This is a genomic window from Haloferax prahovense, assembly GCF_000723845.1.
Taxonomy (GTDB): domain Archaea; phylum Halobacteriota; class Halobacteria; order Halobacteriales; family Haloferacaceae; genus Haloferax; species Haloferax prahovense.
Map to the genome: position 1 here is coordinate 407326 of NZ_LK053001.1, position 18889 is coordinate 426214.

Consider the following 18889-nt stretch of genomic DNA (forward strand, 5'->3'; position numbering starts at 1 on the left):
GGTACCCTACTGAACGTTTGAATATTCTGGAAATTTTGAATAATCTAGATTATCTATGAAATTGAATACGCTAGCTCGTCCTAATTAGTATATATGTGAAAATGGTGTCTGCGGTCATTTGAGCCGACAACCAATCTTGTTTTATCTATACATTATTCTCGTCTCCCGCGCCGTCGGCGTACACAGAATCCGTGACCATTGTCCACAAAAAATTTTTACGGGCCCTATCCGATGGTTCGATAGAGGTTCCCATGCCAAGAGCCGTATTCGACAGCGCCGAGTACGACAGACGCATCGCCCGGACCAAAGAGCGGATGGCCGAACGCGGGCTGGACGCGCTCTTCGTGAGCGACCCCGCGAACATGAACTACCTCACCGGCTACGACGGCTGGTCCTTTTACGTCCATCAGGGCGTCGTGGTGACGCAGGACCGCGACGAACCCGTGTGGGTCGGCCGCGACATGGACGCCAACGGCGCGCGCGCGACGACCACGCTGAGCGACGAGAGCATCCGACCGTACAGCGACGACCACGTGCAGTCGCCCCACGACCTCCACCCGATGGACTTCGTCGCGGCCGTGCTGGAGGACCTCGGCGTCGACGACGCGCGCGTCGGCCTCGAGATGGACGCCTACTACTTCACCGCGAAGTCCTACACGCGCCTGCAGAAGAACCTCCCCGAGGCGAGTTTCGAGGACACGACGCTCCTCGTGAACCGCGTGCGCATCAAGAAGTCCGACGCCGAACTCGACTACATGCGCGAGGCGGCCCGCATCTCCGAGAACGCGATGCAGGCCGGCCTCGACGTCATCGAGGAGGGCGTCCCCGAGTACGAGGCCGCCGAGGCCATCTACTCGGCGCTCATCGAGGGCACCGACGACTACGGCGGCGACTACCCGTCTATCGTCCCGCTGATGCCCTCGGGCGACCACACCGGCACGCCGCACCTCACGTGGACCGACCGCGAGTTCGAGGACGGCGACCCGGTCATCATCGAACTCTCCGGCTGTCGGCACCGCTACCACTCGCCGCTCGCCCGGACGACGTTCGTCGGCGACCCCCCGGAAGAGCTGTCCCGGCGGGCCGACATCGTCGTCGAGGGGATGGAAGCCGCCCTCGACGCGGTCGAACCCGGCGTCACCTGCGAGGCCGTCGAGAAGGCGTGGCGCGACACCATCGCCGAGTACGGCATCGAGAAGAAAGACCGCATCGGCTACTCGATGGGGCTCGGCTACCCGCCGGACTGGGGCGAACACACGGCGAGCCTCCGCCCCGGCGACGAGACCGTCCTCGAAGAGAACATGACGTTCCACACCATCCCCGGCCTCTGGTTCGACGACTTCGGCGTCGAACTCAGCGAGACGTTCGTCGTCACGTCCGACGGGGCGGAGCCGCTGGCCGACTTCCCCCGGCGACTATTCACAACCTAATTATGACTCCGGGTCACAGCCCTAATAGAATGAACGAAGATGGCAAAAATCGAAACGGCGAAGCGGTCGCCGACGGCGGCTCGGAGTCAGAACCCGAATCGGCGCTGGCGACGGCGCGCAGACAGCTCGAACGCGCGGCGAGCCACGCCGACGTTGACGACGGCGTCGTCGCGCGCCTGAAGCACCCGACACGAGTCCAACAGGTGTCGGTCCCGCTCCGCCGCGACGACGGCTCCCTCGACGTGTTTACTGGCTTCCGCGCGCAGCACGACGACGTGCGCGGGCCGTACAAGGGCGGCCTCCGCTACCACCCGGAAGTGACCGCCGACGAGTGCATCGGGCTCTCGATGTGGATGACCTGGAAGTGCGCCGTGATGGACCTCCCGTTCGGCGGCGGCAAGGGCGGCGTCGCGGTCGACCCGAAGACGCTCTCTGACGAGGAGCGCGAGCGACTCACGCGACGGTTCGCCGAGGAGATTCGGAACGTCGTCGGGCCGAAGAAGGACGTTCCCGCGCCCGACATGGGAACCGGTCCGCAGGAGATGGCGTGGTTCATGGACGCCTACTCGATGCAGCAGGGCGAGACGACGCCCGGCGTCGTGACGGGCAAGCCGCCGGTCATCGGCGGCTCGTACGGTCGCGAGGAGGCACCCGGTCGCTCCGTCGCCATCGTCACCCGCGAAGCCATCGACTTCTACGACTGGGACATCGAAGACACCACCGTCGCAGTCCAAGGGTTCGGTTCCGTCGGCGCGAACGCCGCCCGCCTCCTCGACGAATGGGGCGCGAAGGTGGTCGCCGTCTCCGACGTGGACGGGGCCATCTACGACCCCGACGGCCTCGACACGCAGGACGTCGAGGGTCACGACGAGCGCCCCGGCATGGTGTCGGGCTACGACGCCCCCGAGTCGCTCACGAACGAGGAACTGCTCGAACTCGACGTGGACGTGCTCATCCCGGCGGCCATCGGGAACGTCATCACGACCGAAAACGTCGACGCCATCTCGGCGGACATGGTCGTCGAGGGCGCGAACGGGCCGACGACGTTCGCGGCCGACGCCGTCCTCGAAGAGCGCGGGATTCCCGTCGTCCCCGACATCCTCGCCAACGCCGGTGGCGTCACCGTCTCGTACTTCGAGTGGCTGCAGGACATCAACCGCCGCCAGTGGTCGCTCGAACGCGTCCACGAGGAACTGGAAGCGGAGATGCTCAAGGCGTGGAACGCGGTCCGCGAACACGTCGACGAACGCGACCTGACGTGGCGCGACGCGGCGTACGTCGTCGCGCTCTCCCGCATCGGCGGCGCGAAGGAGACGCGGGGCCTCTGGCCCTGAGCGGCTGAGCGTCGAGCGAACCCCAATCGACCGACGACCCAAGGGCCGCGGTGCGGCCCGGTTTCTTTTTCGGCGCGCTTCTCAGTCAGCGACCGCTTCGGCGACCTTCTCTATCGGGTGCGGCGGGTCGTCGGCCGCGCCGTCCATGTCTTCGAGTTGGGTTCGACAAGACGCCCCGGGCGCGACGACGGTGTCGCCGCGGCTCTCGCCGATTTGGTCCGAGAGGATGCCGCCGATGGCCTTCGACAGTGAGTGGTGTTCGGCCTCGTAGCCGAAGCTCCCGGCCATGCCGCAACAGCCCGAATCGAGCGGGTCTACGTCGTAGCCGGCGCGCCGGAGGACGCCCACCGCGTGGTGGTCTTTGCGCGTCGCCTTCTGGTGACAGTGGCCGTGATACGTCAGCGTCTCGGCCGACGCTGAGGCGTCGATGTTTTCCACGAGGCGCTTCGCGTCGAGGTACTCCATGATGCCGTAGGTCTCGGCGGCGACGGTCTCAGCCGCATCGCTCGAAAGCAAGTCGAGGTAGTCCGACTGGAACATGACCGCGTCCGAGGGCTCGACGAGCACGACGCTCCAGCCGGCTTCGACGCGGGGCGCGAGCGCGTCGACGTTCGTCTCGGCGCGCGCCCGCGACCGGTCGAGGAAGCCCTTCGAGTGGGCCGGGCGGCCGGTGGCGGTCGCGTCGTCCGGAATCGAGACGTGGACGCCGGCGGCTTCGAGGACGCGGACCGCGGCCTTCCCCGCGTCGGGGTGGTTGTAGTTGGTGTAGCTGTCGGGGAACAGGAGCACCTTGTCGGTGGCTTCGGCCTCGGGGACGCGAGCGCCGCCCCGCGCCTCGAACCAGTCTTCCAGCGATTCGCGGTGGAACGTCGGGAGCGACCGCTCTCTGGCGATGCCGACGGTCTTCTCTATGACCGTCCGCGCGCCCGGTATCTTCGCCGCCCAGTTCGAAAGCGGGGCGAGCCGCGAGCCCAACGCGTTCAGTCGGTCCACCTCGGCGAACAGGTGGTCTCGGAGGCTCGCGCCGTGAGACTGGTGGTGGGCGTGTTCGACCTCGGCTTTGAGCTTCGCCATGTCGACCTCGCTGGGGCAGTCACGGGCGCAACCCTTACAGCCGACACAGAGGTCCAGCACCTCGTGCATGAACTCGGTGTCCGTCGCGTCGGCGTCGAGGTCGCCGCTCATGGCCTGCCGGAGCATGTTCGCGCGACCGCGGGTGGAGAGCCCCTCTTCCTCCGTGGCGCGGTAGGTCGGACACATCACGCCGCCGGTGGTCGACTGGTCGCCCCGACAGCCGCCGCAGCCGTGGCAGAGTTCCGCCATCCCCTGAAAGCCGTTTTCGGTGTCCCACTCGAGTTCGGGGTCGAAGCCGGCGTCGAACTCGTAGTCGGGGTCGAACCGGAGGTTCTCGGTCATCGACACGTCGCCGCAGACCTGCCCCGGGTTGAGGAGCCAGTCGGGGTCGAACGCGGTCTTGAGGTCGCGGAAGGCGTTCCAGAGGCGGTCGCCGTACAGTTTGCGGTTCCACTGGGTCCTCGCGCGGCCGTCGCCGTGTTCGCCCGACACCGACCCGCCGGCTTCGACGACGAAGTCCGTCACCTCGTCGGCGATGGTCTCGAACGAATCGAGGCCGTCGAGCGTCTTCGTGTTGACGAGTGGGCGGACGTGCAGCACGCCCGGCCCCGCGTGGGCGTAGAAACTCGTGTTGGCGTCGTGGTCGTCGATGACCTCGCGGAACCGCTCGACGTAGCCCGGCAGTTCGTCGGCCGGCACGGCGCAGTCCTCGATGAAGGAGATGTGTTTCTCGTCGGTCGTCCGGGAGAGCAGGATGGGCGCGGCGGCCTTGCGCATCTCCCAGAGCCCCGCGCGGGCCGCCTCGTCGTGGGCTTCCAGCGCGTCGAACGCGCGGGCGTCGTCGGCGACGCCGACGCCCGAAGATGGCGTCGCCTCCGGCGTCACCGAGGGTGCGCGAGCCGTCAGCAGGTCGGCGACCTTCCGCCGGCCGTCAGCGTCGGAGTCGGCGTAGAACTCGACCAGCAGGGCCGCGCGGGTCCCGTCGGGGAGCGACGCGGCCACGTCGTGGAACTCCGCGGTGTCGAGCGCGAGGTCGATGAGCACGTCGTCGATGAGTTCGACCGCCGCCGGGTCGTGGTCGAGGATGGGGGCCACGTCGGCGGCGGCGTCGAACACGTCCTCGTAGGTGAGGAGCGCGACGGCCTTGGTCTCCGGGAGCGGTTCGAGCGAGACGGTCGCCTCGGTCACGACGGCGAGGGTCCCCTCGCTCCCGGCGAGCAGGCGCGCGAGGTTCACGGTCCCCGACTCGCAGTCCGGGTCGGTTCCGGTCCCGTCGGCCAGCGGGCGCTCCCCGCGGGCCTCCTCGACCAGCGCGTCGAGGTTGTAGCCCGAGACGTTGCGCTTGAGGTCCGGGTAGCGGGCGTCTATCTCCGCTCGTTCCTCGTCGAGCACGCGGACGACCTCGGCGTAGATTCGGGGGAGAAGCGGACTCTGCGGCCCGTCGGAACCCCACGCGTCGCTCTCGGGGTCGGCCTTCTCCCGGAGTTCGTCCACGCGCATCTCGTCGAAGCGGTGGACGCTCCCGTCGGCGAGGACGACCTCGCACTCCTCGACGTAGTAGTCGGTCTTGCCGTACTTCAGGGAGTGCGCGCCGGTGGAGTTGTTGCCGATAGCGCCCCCGAGGACGCTCCGGTCGCCCGCGGCGGGGTCCGGGCCGAACGTGAGACCATGGTCGGCCGCGGAGTTATTGAGGTCCGCGAGCGTAACCCCGGCCTGCGCGGTCGCCGTCGCCGCCTCGGAGTCCACCGACTGGACCCCGTCCATGTGCCGCGAGAGGTCAAGGACGACCGCCTCGTTGACGGCCTGTCCGGCGAGGCTCGTGCCGCCGCCGCGGGGGAGGACGGGAATCTCGCGGTCGGCGCAGTACTCTACGACGGCCGCCACGTCGGCGGTCGAGGTCGGCATGACGACGCCGACGGGGAGCACCTCGTACGCCGAGGCGTCGGTCGCGTACAGTTGTCGGGTGTACTCGTCGAACCGCACGTCGCCGTCGACGAGGCGTTCGAGGTCGCGGACGAGCGCCTCGCGGTCGGTGTCGCCGCCGACGTAGTCGTAGTCGGCGCGCGGGTCGTCGCCGGGGTCGGCTGACGGGTCGGTCCGCTGGCCGTCGCTGGAGTCGTCCGGACGTTCCTGCGTCGCCATCGGGAGTCAGTTCGACTCGGCGGCCAGCACTTGGTTCTCCAGCTCCTCGCCCTCGTCGAGCCGCCCGAGGTTCCCGGCGACGATGTCGGCGAGGCGGTCCCAGTGCTTCGGCGTGTGGCCGCCCGTGTGGGGCGTGATGAGGCAGTTTTCCAGTCCCCACAGTGGGTGGTCGGCGGGAAGCGGCTCGGGGTCGGTCACGTCGAGCGCGGCCCCGCGAATCTTGTTCGACCGCAGCGCCGACACGAGCGCGTCGGTGTCGACGATGCCGCCGCGGGCGGCGTTGACGAGCACGGCGTCGGTCGGCATCGTGGCGAACTCCGCCTCGTCGATGAGCCCGCGGGTCAGGTCGTTCAGCGGACACGCGACCACGACGTACTCGCTCCGGGAGAGCGCGTCGTGAACCGCGTCGGGTTCGAAGCCGGCGACCTCGTCGGTCGGGCCGCCCTTCGACGGCGTGTAGCGGATGCCGATAGTCTCGACTTCGAAGCCCTGCAACCGCTGGGCGACGGCCTGCCCGATGGAGCCGAGGCCGATAATCGTCACCGTGCTGTCGGTGAACTCGCCGGACTGGAAGTGCCGCCACTCGGCGCGCTCCTTGCGCCGCCAGCCCTCGTGGAGGCGGCGGGCGAACACGAGCATGTTGCCGATAGCCTGCTCGGCGATGCCGGGCGCGTGGATGCCGCCGGCGTTGGTGACGGCGACGCCGTGTTCCGCGAGCGCGTCCATCGGGACGTGGTCGGTCCCGGCGAACGTGCAGGCGAACAGTTCGAGTCGATCGGCGTGGTCCAGCAGGTCCTCGTCTATCGTGATGCCCGTGACGACGCGGGCGTCGGCGACGAGTTCGCGTTCCTGTTTCGGCGTCCGGGCGAGCGTCACGGTCCGGTCCGGGAGGCGCTCGCGGAGCGCGTTCGCGTACGATTCCATCGAAAGGCCCTCGGTCCCCTCGCGGAGGACGACGATGTCTGTCTCGGTCATGGTGTGAGTCGCGCGTCGCGGGCGCGGTTGCTACATCGATTGGGTGACGTTCCCTTAGTCTTTTTGTGTAGCCGGTGTCCACGGATACCGTTTATGCTTAAGTGGGTGGCGAGTGGTACGTGTACGCATGGCCGACGCCGTTCGAGCGCGACTAGCGGAGCTTCGCAGAGACCTCCACCGCCACCCCGAACCCGGCTGGTGCGAGTTCCGGACGACCGCGCGGCTCGTCGAGGAACTGCGAGCCATCGGCGTGGACGAACTCGCCGTCGGCGCGGACGCTTACGACCCCGACGACCGGATGGCCGTTCCGAGCGACGACCGACTCGACGAGTGGTACGACCGGGCGCTCGACAGCGGGGTCGACCCGGACCTCCTCGAACCGCTCCGTGGCGGGACGACCGGTTGTGTCGCCGTCCTCGACCGCGGCGAGGGGCCGACGGTCGGCCTTCGGGTCGACATCGACGGGCTGTTCATCGAGGAGTCGGACGACGCGGGCCACGACCCCGCCGCCGAGGGCTTCCGCTCGGAGACGGGCGAGACGATGCACGCCTGCGGCCACGACACCCACATGACGTGGGGGCTGGCGACGCTCGAAGCCGTCAAGGAAAGCGACTTTTCGGGTCGGCTTGTCGTGTTCTTCCAGCCCGCGGAGGAGATCTCGGGGGGCGGCGCGCCTATGGCGAAAAGCGAGTACGCCGCCGGTATCGACTACTTCTTCGCGGTCCACGTCGGCCTCGACCACCCGACGGGGGAGGTCGTCGCCGGTATCGAGAAGCCGCTCGCCATGTGCCACATCGACGCGGAAATCGAGGGGACGACCGCCCACGCCGGCAAGGAACCGGAAGCCGGCGCGAACGCCATCCACGCGCTCGGCACCGCCATCGAGAGCGTCTACGGGATTCCGCGACACTCCGACGGGATGACCCGCGTCAACGTCGGTCGGGTCGAAGGCGGCACCGCGAGCAACGTCATCGCCGACGAGGTCGAAGCCGTCGCCGAGGCGCGCGGCGAGACGACCGAACTCATGGAGTACGCCAAGTCCGAACTCCGCCGGCGGTTCGAGAAGGCCGCCGAACTGCACGACTGCGAAGCGACGGTCGACGTGGTCAGCGAGAGCCCGCGGGCCGACAGCGACCCCGAACTCGTGGAGGCCGTCGCCGACGCCGCCGAGAGCGTGCGCGGCGTCGACCGCGTCGTGCCGACCGCCGACTTCGGCGCGAGCGAGGACGCCACGTTCCTCATGGAGCGCGTCCAGCGCGACGGCGGCCTCGCGTGCTACTCCATCGTCGGCACCGACCACCCGACGAGCCACCACACCGCGACGTTCGACGTGGACGAGCGAAGCCTCGAAACCGGCGTCGAAGTCCTCACGCGGTCGATTCTGTCGGTCGCCGGCGTCGAGTCGGTTCCAGAAATCGCGGGAGCGAACCGATGAGCGACGGGCGCGTCACCGGCGAGTCGGCACCCCCGGCGTCGGAAGTCGTCACCGCCGACGACGTTGCGGACGCCCACGAGCGACTCGACGGCGTGGTCCACCGGACGCCGCTCGATAGCTCGCGAACCATAGCCGACCGCTGCGGGGCCGAGCGGGTCGACCTCAAACTGGAGAACGTCCAGCGGACGGGGTCGTTCAAGATTCGCGGCGCGTACAACGCGATGGCGCAGCTCCCCGAGTCGGTGCGAGAACGGGGCGTCGTCGCCTCCAGCGCCGGCAACCACGCGCAGGGCGTCGCGCTCGCCGGCGACCTGCTCGACATCGACACGACCATCGTCGTCCCCGAAATCACGCCGGCGGTGAAAATCGACGCCACCCGCGGTTACGGCGCGGAGGTCGTCGTCGAGGGCGACCTGTACGAGGAGTCGTACGAACACGCTCTGCGACTCGCCGACGACGAGGGACTGGAGTTCGTCCACCCCTTCGACGACGCGGCCGTCATCGCCGGACAGGGGACCGTCGGACGGGAACTCGCGGCTGACGCGCCCGACGTGGATACGGTTCTCGTCTCCATCGGCGGCGGCGGCTTCATCTCCGGTATCGCCACCGCGCTGAAGGCGCGGAACCCCGACGTGCGCGTCGTCGGCGTCCAACCCGAGGGCGCGGCCCACGCCAAGCCCTCGCTCGAGGCCGACGAGATTCGCATGCTCTCGGAGGTCGATACCGTCGCCGAGGGCATCGCCGACGCGCGGCTGTTAGAGCGGACCTTCGCGGTCGTCCGCGACCGCGTCGACGACGTGGTCTCGGTCGACGACACGGACCTCGCGGTCGCCACCACGGTCCTCGCCGAGCGGGCGAAGACCGTCGCCGAACCGGCCGGTGCGGCCCCGGTCGCAGCGCTGCTATCGGGCGCGGTCGACGTCGAGGGCGAGCACGTCGCGGCCGTCGTCTCCGGCGGCAACGTCGGCCTCTCCGAACACGCCGAACTGACTCGCGTCGGGATGGAGGCGCTCGGACGCGCCGCCGAAGCGCGACTCGAACTCGACGACTGGCCGGCGGTTCTCGGCGACCTCTCCGAGGCCGTCGCCGCGTCCGGGGCCGAACTCGATAGCGTCGAGCGCGCCGCCCGAACCGCCGCCGACGAACCGAATCGGGTTCCGGTCGAGGTTCGCCTCGACGGGAGCGGTCCGGACCACCTCGCGGACGCGCTCGGCTCGCTGGCCGCGGTCGACGGCGTCGAAGTCGCTTCGCACTCGCTGGACAGGTGCGTCGGCGAGTCTGCTGACTCGGCCTGAGTAGTCCGGAAAAACGGGACAGACCGCGTCTCGGGTCCGTTTTTTCTCACGCTGTTCGTCCGGCGAAACCCACGCTCACGCGACCGCTTCGGTCGCCACGGCGTCCATCGCCTCGCAGAAGATGCCCACGCCCAGTTCGATTTCGCGCTCGGTGGAGTCGAGCGGGGGCAGGAGGCGAATCGTCTTCTTCCCGCAGCCAAGGGTGAGCAGGCCGCGGTCGAGCGCCGCTTCGACGACGGCGTCGCGGCGCTGTTTGGTGTCGAACTCGACGGCGAGCATCAGACCCTTGCCGCGCACGTCGACCACGTGGTCGGGCGCGTCGTCGGCGAGGAGTTCCTTCGCCTGCCGGCCGCGCTCGGTCGCGTTGTCGAGCAGGTCGTACTCCTCGATGGCGTCGAGCGTGAGCGCGCCCTGCATCGACGCGAGCAGGTCGCCGCCGCCGAACGTCGACCCGAGGCGGTTCTTCTCGGTCGGGAAGACGTCGGACCTCGAGACGGTCGCGCCGACGCGGAGCCCCTTCGCGCTGGCGATGACATCGGGTTCGATGGGGTAGTGGTCGGCGGCCCACATCTCGCCCGTCCGCCCGACGCCCGACTGAATCTCGTCCACGACGAGCGGGATGTCGTAGGTGTCGCAGACGTCGCCCACCTCGGCCATGAACTCCTCGCTCGGGAAGCGGTAGCCGCCGACGCCCTGAATCGGTTCGAGAATCGCGAACGCGACCTCGTCGGGGTTGACGTGGCCGCCCTCCGGCGAGAGCGAGTTCCGCAACTGCGACCCGCCACCCGCGAAGAAGCCGCAGTCGCAAGAGTCCGCCGAACAGCCCGAGTCCGCGCAGAACGGAACCGTCTCGATGCCCGCGACTTGCGGGTAGTGGCGGGTGTAGACCTCTTTCGATTTCGTGAGCGAGAGCGTCCCGAGAGTCCGGCCGTGGAAGCTCTGGTCGAAGGCGTAGCCGTACTTCGCGGGGGCCTTGTGGTCGTGCGTTATCTTCATCGCGTTCTCGACGGCCTCGGCCCCGGAGTTCGACAGGAACACCGTGTCCATCCCGTAGTGAGAGGACACGTCGGTGAGCTTGTCCATCAGGTGGCTCGACCCGGGGAACTCGGCGGTTTCGGGGTCCGGTCCCGCGCCGAAGTACATGTCTTGGCCGGCGATTTTCATCGGTTCGACGAGGTCGAACTCCCGGAGCTTCGACAGCACTTTCTCGTTGTTGTAGCCGAGCGGCGCGGCCCCGATGTGGCAGGTGAAGTCCAAGAGGACGTTGCCGTCCACGTCGGTGACGAACGGGCCGTCGGCCTCGGCGGTCACGTCCCAGACGAACTCGTGGGAGTACTCGCTGGGCGCGGCGTGCTTGTGGTGGAACTCGACCCACTGCTTCGCGTTGGGTCCGGGCAGCGCTGCTGCGTCCGGTTCTGCGGTATCCCGATCCATACACAGGATTTGTTGATACCGTACATTAAAACTTGGTATCATAGGAGCTACCACACATCACGGTTCGCGGTCCGCCTCGGCGACCGCGCCGGCGGCGCTCTCGGTCGGTACGGGCCTTCGTAGAATGGAGATGACGGAGACGGGGACAGAGATGGGGACGGAACCGCGTTCGGCTGGAGTCGGCGTCAGTCGTCGTCGTGGCTGGAGACGTTCGCGGCCGGTGCCTGCCCGCCGGTCGACTCCGACTTCCCCCAGAGGTTCGTCTCGTCTTGGAGGAGCAGGCTTCCGTAGTCGTCTTGGAAGGTCCGGATGAGCCCGAGCGTCGCTATCACGCAGATGACGGCGAACGGCGCGCCCGTGATAATCGCCGCGGACTGCAGGGCGTTCACGCCGCCGACGACCATCAGGATGGACGCCACCGCGCCCTGGAGGACGGCCCAGAAGATGCGGTTGAGCGCGGACGGTTCCTTTTTACCGCCGGTCGTCATCATCGACACAGCCAGCGTCGACGAGTCGGCGGAGGTGACGAAGAACGTCGTCACGAGCACGAGGAACCCGAACAGGAGCAGCGGTCCGACGATGGGGAGATTGCCGAAGAGGACGTACCCCGAGACCGCTTCGCCGTACTCGGAGACCGGCCCGAGGACGTTCGCCGCGCCCGTGTGCTGCATGATGACGCCCGCGCCGCCGACGATAGCGAACCACGGGACCGTCGCGAGCGAGGTCGCACCGATGCCGGCGAACGCGACCTCGCGGACGCTCCGACCGCGCGAGATGCGGGCGATGAACAGGCCCGCGAAGGGCGACCACGCGAGCGGCCAGAGCCAGTAGAAGACGGTCCACGCGTTGACCCACTTACTGGCGCTGGTCGCGGTGGCCTGCGTGAACAGGCTCATCTGGAAGAAGTCGCCGATGAAGCCACCGGTCGCCTGCGTGCCGAGTTCGAGGATACGGAAGGTCGGCCCGAATATCAGCGTCGCGAGCATCAACAGGGTGAACACGACCATGTTGAAGTTCGAGAGCCGTCGAATCCCCTTGTCGACGCCCAGCACTAACGAGATGGTGAAGATGACGACCATGCCCGTGATGACGAGGATGGTTCCCACGTCGCCAAGTTGGATTCCCCACTGGAAGTTCAGGCCGGTGATGAACTGGCTTCCGATGAAGCCCAGCGAGGTTGCGACGCCGCCGAGGGTCGCGAACACGGCGAGGATATCGACGGTTTTCCCTATCGCGCCGTCGACGTTGTCCGCACCGAGAATCGGCGTCAGGACCGCCGACACGCGAAGCGGCGCGTCGTAGTTGTAGACGAAGTAGCCGATGGCGAGACCCATCACGGTGAAACACGACCACTGGGTCAGACTCCAATGGAAGATAGAGTACTGGACCGCCAGCGGCATCGCCGCCGAGGACTGGGCCTCGGCCCCGTACAGCGGCGGGACCGTCGAGTAGTGGAACAGCGCCTCCGCGGGGCCCCAGAAGACGATACCCGCCGCGAGGCCGGCGGAGTACATCATTGCGAAGTACGAGAGGAAGCCGTACTCGGGGTCCTGGTCTCCGAGCTTCAGGTTACCCCACGGCCCGAAGATGACGAAGCCCAAGAACAGGACGAACCCGAGCATCGCCAACAGGAAGAACCAGTTGAACGTGGCGAGAATCCACCGGCGAATCCCGAGGACGAAGTCGTAGGAGGCCTCCGGATTGAGGCTGAACGCGCCGACGAAGAGCAGCGTTATCGCCGCGCCGAACGCGAACACCACCGGCTCGATTTCGTCGAGGAACTCACTCACGACGCCGTTTGAGGAGCTCACCGCCGACACCCCCCGTGCGTAATCGCCCCGTTCGACCCCGTCTGAACGAGACTGCCACCTCCCGACTGACTGGTCGAGGCCCGCGCCTCGAACTGTGCGCCACGATGACCGTTGCACCCGTGTGCTGTAATGTGGTCTGTCATACTATCGCTCCGACGGACACCATGCTACGTGATGTCTCACATCACGACAAGTGCAAACATTACCATAAAATTTGTGGTTATCGGTGACGCCGAGAACGAAATCCGTTTACAAACGGTCGGAAAGTCGGACGTCGACCCGCTGCAGTCGTGCGCTTTCCCCGCTGCGTAGCGCCTCGCTCCGCCCTCGACCGGTGCGTTCACACGAACTGTAGACGAGACTTCGGAATACCCCGGCTATCGCCCCGATTCGTCCGGATATTCGGCCCGTTCGTAACGCTTAATCGAATTCGTACACGCGTTCTGTATATGGCAAACGACGCCGACGGAACGGACGGCACCGACGACCTCGCCTACGCCGCCGACCGCGGCCGCGGCATCCTGACGCCGAGCGACCGCGAGTTCCTGCTCGGCCGGAAGACCGACTACACCGACCACTCGAAAAAGCAGAAGCGAAACCGGATTCGACGCCGCCTCCGCAACGCGATACTCGATTTCACCATCCTGTTCGAGTCGCTCGAAGACCGCGACCGCGAGACGGTGTTCAACCCCGACGCCGCCGACCGCGAGGCGTACACGCGGGGCATCACCGACATGCTCGCGTTCCTCCACCTCGGGACGATGGGCTACTACACCCCGTTCAAGGACATGCTCTCCGAGGGCGTCAACAAGGCCGAGCAGGAACTGGCCGGCTCCGACTACCGGATGGTCACGGTGGATTTCAACGTCGAACCGGTCGGCCAAATCGACGTCGACGCCGTCATCGACAAACTCGAACGCGGCGCGTTCGACCAGCTCACCGACGAGGAACTACAGGCGTTCGTCAGGCTTCTGGCGGAGTCAGACGACTTCTCGGCGACCGACCTGCGCGCCGATATGAAAGCCCAGATGTCCGAGTTCGTCGAGCGAATCGACGCCGCGAACGAGCGGCGCGACCGCCGGGTCGACGAACTGAACGACTGAGCCCCGGTTCGACTGGGCCGCGAATCTCCCGGGCGTCCGGGCGGCGACGCCACGCGCTGCGGCCTACCCGAGATACGCTATCGCGTCCATCTCGACGCGAACGTCGCCGGGCAGGCGCGCGACCTCGACGCAGACGCGCGCCGGCGGCACCTCGTCGAACCGCGCGCCGTACGCCTCGTTGACCCGTTCGTAGTCGTCGAGGTCGGTGACGTACACCGTCAGTTTCACCGCGTCGTCGAGGCCGTCGCCGCCGGCCTCGGAGACGACGGCCGCGATGTTGTCGAGCACGCGGTCGGTCTGTGCTTCGATGTCGCCGTCGACCTCCTCACCCGTCTCGGGGTCGACCGGGCCGTAGCCCGAGACGTAGAGCGTGTCGCCGGCGACGACGCCCTGCGAGTAGGGGTTATCCGTACGCGGGGCGTCGTCCGTGATGACTCGTTCGGGTGGCATCGTGGTGTTCGACCGTGGTTAGACTCGTTGCGTTTCGGCCGTGACCGCTTCGATGCCGTCGGTGATGACGTCGAGCGCCGTCTCCGCGAGGTCGTGGGTGAGCACGAGCGGCGGGAGCAGTCGCAGGATGTTGCCGTGCCGGCCGGCCTTCCACACCAGTACGCCGCGCTCGAAGCAGTACTGCTGGAGCGCGTCGGCCGCCTCGTCGTCGGGGTTGCCCTCGGCGTCGACGAACTCCGCGCCGATGAACAGGCCCTTCCCGCGAACGTCCACGATTCGGGGGTTGTCCTCCGCGACCTCCGAGAGCCGGCCGCGGATGTACTGGCCGAGGTCGCGGGCGTGCGCGAGGAGGTCGTGTTCCTGGATGTACTCGATGGCGCGGGTGCCGGCGCGCATCCCGACGACGTGGCCGCGGTACGTGCCCGCGTGGTCGCCCGACCCCCACGTGTCGAGGTCCTCGTGGTAGATGGTCGCCGACAGCGGGAAGCCGGTCCCGCCGAGCGCCTTCGCCGAGGTCATCACGTCCGGCGTGACACCGTACCACTCGCTCGCCCACCACTTGCCGGAGCGGCCGAGGCCGCTCTGAATCTCGTCGAACACGAGGGGAACGTCGTTGTCATCGGCGATGTCGCGGAGGCCTTTCAGGAACCCCTTCGGCGGGGTGACGACGCCGCCTTCGCCCTGAATCGGTTCGACGAAGATGCCCGCCGGGTTGGCGAGGCCGCCGTAGGGGTCCTCGAAGATGGCCTTGACCTCTTCGAGACAGTGGTCGACCGCCTCCTGCGGGCCTTTACCCATCTCGACCGTGTTCGGGTAGGGTGCGTGGACCACGTCGGGGAGGAGCGGCGAGTAGTCGCCCTTGAACTTCTTGTTGCCGGTGAGGCTCATCGCGCCGCTCGTCGCGCCGTGGTACGCGCCGCGGAAGGCGACGAGACCGGTCCCTTCGGTGTTGTACTTGGCGAGTTTGATGGACGCCTCGATGGCGTCGCTCCCCGTCGGACCGCCGAAGACGACGCGGTTGTTCCCGCGCAGTCCCTCTGGCGCGATTTCGTCCAACTTCTCGATGAGGTCGAGTCGGGCCTCCGTCGGGAAGTCGACGGTGTGGACGAACTTGTCGGTCTGCTCGTGGACCGCCTCCAACACGTACGGGTTCGAGTGACCCACGTTGAGCACGCCGATACCGGCGAACATGTCGATGAAGGTGTTGCCGTCGGCGTCGCGCACCGTCGCACCCTTCCCGCTTTCGAACGCGATGGGGATGTCCTCGGGATACGAGACGGCGCTGCTGTCGATTCGCTGCTGTTTTTCGAGGAGTCGCGTCGATTTCGGCCCCGGAACGTCGCCCACGTTCGGCGCGTCGTCGAAGTGCAACTCGTGAATCGGCGGACCTGCGACCATGCCTCAACCCATGTAGAACAGTCATAAATAATTTGTCCACGCTTCCTATTGATGACGTACACAGTATTCGGTTTCGACATCGGCCACCCGCGGTGATTTGGTTAGCGACGTAACAGTAACCACAATGGATTTGTGCGAGGCAAGTCCTTCTTTTTCCAATGTTACACGCAAAAGGTCCGCTGCTCACGGTCGACTTAGGAAACGAGACCAGTCGGACGGAAGACATCGACGAGATTCTCGAATCCTACGTCGGGGGTCGCGGAGTCGCCACCCGCCTCGCTCACGAGCGCGTCTCATTCGACGTTGACCCCTTCAGCCCGGAGAACCGCGTCTACTTCAGCACCGGTCCGATGCAGGCGTCGAACATGAGTTTCACCGGTCGCACGAACTGCACCAGCGTCTCGCCGCTGACCGGCGGCCTCTGCTCGTCGAACGCGGGCGGGTTCGTGTCGCGGAACTTCGCGGACGCGGGCTACTCGGCGGTCGAACTCACGGGCGCGAGCGACGAGTTGGTCGTCCTCCACGTCACAGACGAGGGCGTCGAGTTCGAGTCCGTCCCGGACCTCGCCGGCGCGACGGTCCCCGAGACGGTCGCGTACCTCGACGACGAACACGGCATCGAAGCCGACCGGACGATGGTCGTCGGTCCCGCCGGCGAGAACCTCGTGCGCTTCGCCTCCATCATGACGAGCGAGGAGCGCGCGTTCGGCCGCGGCGGTCTCGGTGCCGTCCTCGGGTCGAAGAACGTGAAGGCGCTCACCTTCGGCGGCGACTCCGCGCCCGACATCGAGATTCCGTCGTCGCAGATGGAGATTCACCGCGAGGCCGCCACCGACGACCACATCATGAAGCGGCAGGGGACCGTCGCCGTGCTGGACCTCGCCAACGAGATGGACGGCCTCCCGTCGTACTACTTCTCCGAGCGCCACTTCGAGGGCGCGGAGGGAATCAACGGCGACGCCGTCGAGAAGAAGAAGTACAAGAAGGGCACCTGTTCCGCCTGCGCGTTCGCGTGCAAACTCCCCACGAGAGACGAGGAGGCGGGCGTGGAAACCGAGGGCCCCGAGTTCGAAGTCACCATGGCGTTCGGGTCGAACTCCGGCGTCGACGACATCGTCGAGGTGATGAAGTCGAACGAACTGTGCGACCGCTACGGCCTCGACGCCATCTCGGCCGGCAACACCGTCGCGGCCTACCTCGCCAGCGAAGACGAGTTCGGCAACACCGACCTTATCCACGACCTCGTGGAGAAAATCGCGCTCCGGGAGGGAATCGGCGACGACCTCGCCGAGGGCATCGCCCGCGTCCACGACGACCTCGGCGTGGAGAACTGGACGGTCAAGGGGATGGACTTCGCCGCCCACGAGGGGCGGGTCCTCCACGGACAGGGTCTGTCGTACGCCGTCGCCAACCGCGGCGCGGACCACATGTACGCGGTGTTCTACTCCCAGGAGTACCCGCTCGTCGGCAAGGACGACGCCTACCCACCGGAGGGGTTCGAGGGCAAGCCCAAGCGCCTCATCGAGAAGGAAAACCAGATGGCGCTCAACGACAGCGGCATCGTCTGTAAGTTCTCGCGGGACTTCATGACTCCCGAGCGCTACGAGATGCTGTTCGGCGCCGACTTCGAGGACCTGCTGGCCGTCGGCGACCGCATCGTCACGCTCGAACGGCACTTCAACAACCAGCGCGGCTTCGACCGCGGCGACGACACGCTCCCGTACGCCGACGAGTTAGACGGGTTCGAAGCGGCGCTCGAAGCGTACTACGAGCGTCGCGGATGGACTGACGACGGCGTCGTCCCGTCGGGCAACGTCCCGGCGTAACGCGCCCGATTGACCGACTCGCGTCGGTCCGACGAACGTTTCTCACTTCTCACTTTTCGCTTCCCACACTCACCCTTCGTTCGCCTCGTCCGCTTGAGTCCGATATAGTTCCGCGACGCCCTGTTCGAACCGCTCGGCGGCGCGTTCGAGCAGTTCCACCTGCGTCGCCCGCGTCTCCTCGTCGATAACGTAGGCGGGACCGCTCAGATTCAGCGACCCGTACACCTCACCCCGCGGCGACTTCACGGCCCTTCCGATGGCCCAAAAGCCCTCGACCGCCTCGCCGCTGTTCTCGGCGTACCCTTGCTCGCGAACCGTCGCCAGCTCCGCGAACAGTTCCTCTTCGGTCGTGATGGAGTCGTCCGTCGCCGCCGGCAGTCCCCAGCGGTCGATGATTTCCCGCACCCGCGTCTCCGGGTACTCGGCAATAATCGCCTTGCCCGAACACGTCGTGTGGACGTGAAACGGACTGCCATCGATGAGAAATCGCGGGGAGTTCGCGAACTCGAGGTCGCCGTACAACGAGACGATGCGGCCGTGTTCTTCGACCGCGAAGTCCGCGTCCATCGACGACTCGCTGTCGAGCCACGAGACGGTCTCTTGGGCGACCCGGTAGTAGTCCTTGCGCGTTCTGACGTAGTCGCCGAGGTGGCAGAACTTCGCACCTAACTGGTACTCGTTGTCGATGTTCACGACGTAGCCGTACTCCGCGAGCGTCTTGAGGTGGGCGTGGACGGTGCTCTTCGCGAGATCCGTCGCCTCGACCAACTCGCCCATCGTCGCTCCCTCCAGTTCGAGGATGTGGTCGACGAGCGCCAGCGAGGCGGCGGTCGTCTTGAGCACGCCGGACGGGTCGTGTCTATTCATGGAGGGGAATCCACGGTCAGGGGTTAAAGATGTACCTCCGTTTGCGGGGGCCAGCCATACCGACCAGCGACCGAGACTCGATGCTGAACGCCCGGGGGGAAACGACCGGTCCTTTCTGCTCGGCGACGCAGTTGGTTCCGGAAAGCCGAACGTTTATAGGTGCTCTCTGAGGTTGATAATAGTTAACACACGTCTTAGAGATGTTTACGAAGAATACATATTGGAATTATCTGTTTTTCGGCGGGGGAACCGACTTGCCTCTATATACGTATTCGGAAGTTAGGAACGCCGAGTCTCCCGAGACGCGTGAGGTTC

At 66.8% G+C, this 18889-nt stretch carries 13 protein-coding genes; 6 read left to right on the plus strand and 7 right to left on the minus strand.

All coding sequences use genetic code 11. The features are described from left to right. Positions 1 to 251 precede the first annotated feature (251 nt). Both BN984_RS16860 and gdhB read left to right on the plus strand, forming a co-directional pair. The gene (locus BN984_RS16860) at positions 252 to 1430 is read left to right on the plus strand and encodes a M24 family metallopeptidase (protein ID WP_049968802.1); all 1179 of its coding nucleotides are present in this window, start codon (positions 252 to 254) and stop codon (positions 1428 to 1430) included. Positions 1431 to 1459: 29 nt separating this feature from the next. Continuing rightward, a complete protein-coding gene (gene gdhB, locus BN984_RS16865; protein ID WP_049968803.1) occupies positions 1460 to 2764 on the plus strand; it encodes a glutamate dehydrogenase GdhB in 1305 nt (434 codons plus the stop codon). Positions 2765 to 2845: 81 nt separating this feature from the next. Here the strand turns inward: gdhB and BN984_RS16870 are convergent, their stop codons facing one another. After that, positions 2846 to 5980 carry an FAD-binding and (Fe-S)-binding domain-containing protein gene (locus BN984_RS16870; RefSeq protein ID WP_049968804.1) on the minus strand — a complete coding sequence of 1045 codons (3135 nt, stop codon included), beginning with the start codon at positions 5978 to 5980 and terminating at the stop codon, positions 2846 to 2848. A 6-nt stretch (positions 5981 to 5986) separates the two neighbouring features. Further along, positions 5987 to 6955, minus strand: coding sequence for a D-2-hydroxyacid dehydrogenase (locus BN984_RS16875; protein ID WP_049968805.1), 969 nt, complete (start codon positions 6953 to 6955; stop codon positions 5987 to 5989). Between the two features lie 127 nt (positions 6956 to 7082). Between BN984_RS16875 and BN984_RS16880 the strand changes: the two genes are divergently transcribed. Together BN984_RS16880 and ilvA are read left to right on the plus strand one after the other, a co-directional pair. Continuing rightward, complete coding sequence (locus BN984_RS16880) at positions 7083 to 8390, plus strand: amidohydrolase (RefSeq protein ID WP_049968806.1); 1308 nt, start codon at positions 7083 to 7085, stop codon at positions 8388 to 8390. Beyond that, positions 8387 to 9685, plus strand: a complete 1299-nt coding sequence (gene ilvA, locus BN984_RS16885; RefSeq protein ID WP_049968807.1) for a threonine ammonia-lyase — start codon at positions 8387 to 8389, stop codon at positions 9683 to 9685. Before BN984_RS16880 ends, ilvA begins: the two co-directional genes overlap by 4 nt. A 75-nt stretch (positions 9686 to 9760) precedes the next feature. Here the strand turns inward: ilvA and BN984_RS16890 are convergent, their stop codons facing one another. Then, the gene (locus BN984_RS16890) at positions 9761 to 11119 is read right to left on the minus strand and encodes an aminotransferase class III-fold pyridoxal phosphate-dependent enzyme (RefSeq protein WP_049968808.1); all 1359 of its coding nucleotides are present in this window, start codon (positions 11117 to 11119) and stop codon (positions 9761 to 9763) included. 185 nt (positions 11120 to 11304) lie between these two features. Further along, positions 11305 to 12939, minus strand: coding sequence for a BCCT family transporter (locus BN984_RS16895; RefSeq protein ID WP_049968809.1), 1635 nt, complete (start codon positions 12937 to 12939; stop codon positions 11305 to 11307). A gap of 440 nt (positions 12940 to 13379) precedes the next feature. Here BN984_RS16895 and BN984_RS16900 point away from each other — a divergent pair, with 440 nt between their 5' ends. Continuing rightward, positions 13380 to 14033 (plus strand): hypothetical protein, encoded by a 654-nt coding sequence (locus BN984_RS16900; RefSeq protein WP_008097264.1) that lies wholly within the window; start codon positions 13380 to 13382, stop codon positions 14031 to 14033. A gap of 63 nt (positions 14034 to 14096) precedes the next feature. Here BN984_RS16900 and BN984_RS16905 read toward each other — a convergent pair whose 3' ends face one another. Both BN984_RS16905 and BN984_RS16910 read right to left on the minus strand, forming a co-directional pair. After that, positions 14097 to 14483, minus strand: coding sequence for a Rid family detoxifying hydrolase (locus BN984_RS16905; protein WP_008097267.1), 387 nt, complete (start codon positions 14481 to 14483; stop codon positions 14097 to 14099). Between the two features lie 18 nt (positions 14484 to 14501). After that, a complete protein-coding gene (locus BN984_RS16910; protein WP_049968810.1) occupies positions 14502 to 15881 on the minus strand; it encodes an aspartate aminotransferase family protein in 1380 nt (459 codons plus the stop codon). A gap of 158 nt (positions 15882 to 16039) precedes the next feature. On the opposite strand from BN984_RS16910, the gene BN984_RS16915 reads away from it, so the two are divergent. Further along, a complete protein-coding gene (locus tag BN984_RS16915) occupies positions 16040 to 17707 on the plus strand; it encodes an aldehyde ferredoxin oxidoreductase family protein (RefSeq protein ID WP_049968811.1) in 1668 nt (555 codons plus the stop codon). 69 nt (positions 17708 to 17776) lie between these two features. Here BN984_RS16915 and BN984_RS16920 read toward each other — a convergent pair whose 3' ends face one another. Continuing rightward, on the minus strand, positions 17777 to 18574 hold the full coding sequence (locus tag BN984_RS16920) for an IclR family transcriptional regulator (RefSeq protein WP_049968812.1): 798 nt from the start codon (positions 18572 to 18574) through the stop codon (positions 17777 to 17779). Positions 18575 to 18889 lie beyond the last annotated feature (315 nt).

Bases quoted from the DNA above. Each gene is read 5' to 3' on its own strand.
- BN984_RS16920 (WP_049968812.1), bottom strand. From the start codon at position 18,574: ATGAATAGACACGACCCGTCCGGCGTGCTCAAGACGACCGCCGCCTCG.
- BN984_RS16870 (WP_049968804.1), bottom strand. From the start codon at position 5,980: ATGGCGACGCAGGAACGTCCGGACGACTCCAGCGACGGCCAGCGGACC.
- BN984_RS16860 (WP_049968802.1), top strand. From the start codon at position 252: ATGCCAAGAGCCGTATTCGACAGCGCCGAGTACGACAGACGCATCGCC.
- gdhB (WP_049968803.1), top strand. From the start codon at position 1,460: ATGAACGAAGATGGCAAAAATCGAAACGGCGAAGCGGTCGCCGACGGC.
- BN984_RS16880 (WP_049968806.1), top strand. From the start codon at position 7,083: ATGGCCGACGCCGTTCGAGCGCGACTAGCGGAGCTTCGCAGAGACCTC.
- ilvA (WP_049968807.1), top strand. From the start codon at position 8,387: ATGAGCGACGGGCGCGTCACCGGCGAGTCGGCACCCCCGGCGTCGGAA.
- BN984_RS16900 (WP_008097264.1), top strand. From the start codon at position 13,380: ATGGCAAACGACGCCGACGGAACGGACGGCACCGACGACCTCGCCTAC.
- BN984_RS16910 (WP_049968810.1), bottom strand. From the start codon at position 15,881: ATGGTCGCAGGTCCGCCGATTCACGAGTTGCACTTCGACGACGCGCCG.
- BN984_RS16875 (WP_049968805.1), bottom strand. From the start codon at position 6,955: ATGACCGAGACAGACATCGTCGTCCTCCGCGAGGGGACCGAGGGCCTT.
- BN984_RS16890 (WP_049968808.1), bottom strand. From the start codon at position 11,119: ATGGATCGGGATACCGCAGAACCGGACGCAGCAGCGCTGCCCGGACCC.
- BN984_RS16915 (WP_049968811.1), top strand. From the start codon at position 16,040: ATGTTACACGCAAAAGGTCCGCTGCTCACGGTCGACTTAGGAAACGAG.
- BN984_RS16905 (WP_008097267.1), bottom strand. From the start codon at position 14,483: ATGCCACCCGAACGAGTCATCACGGACGACGCCCCGCGTACGGATAAC.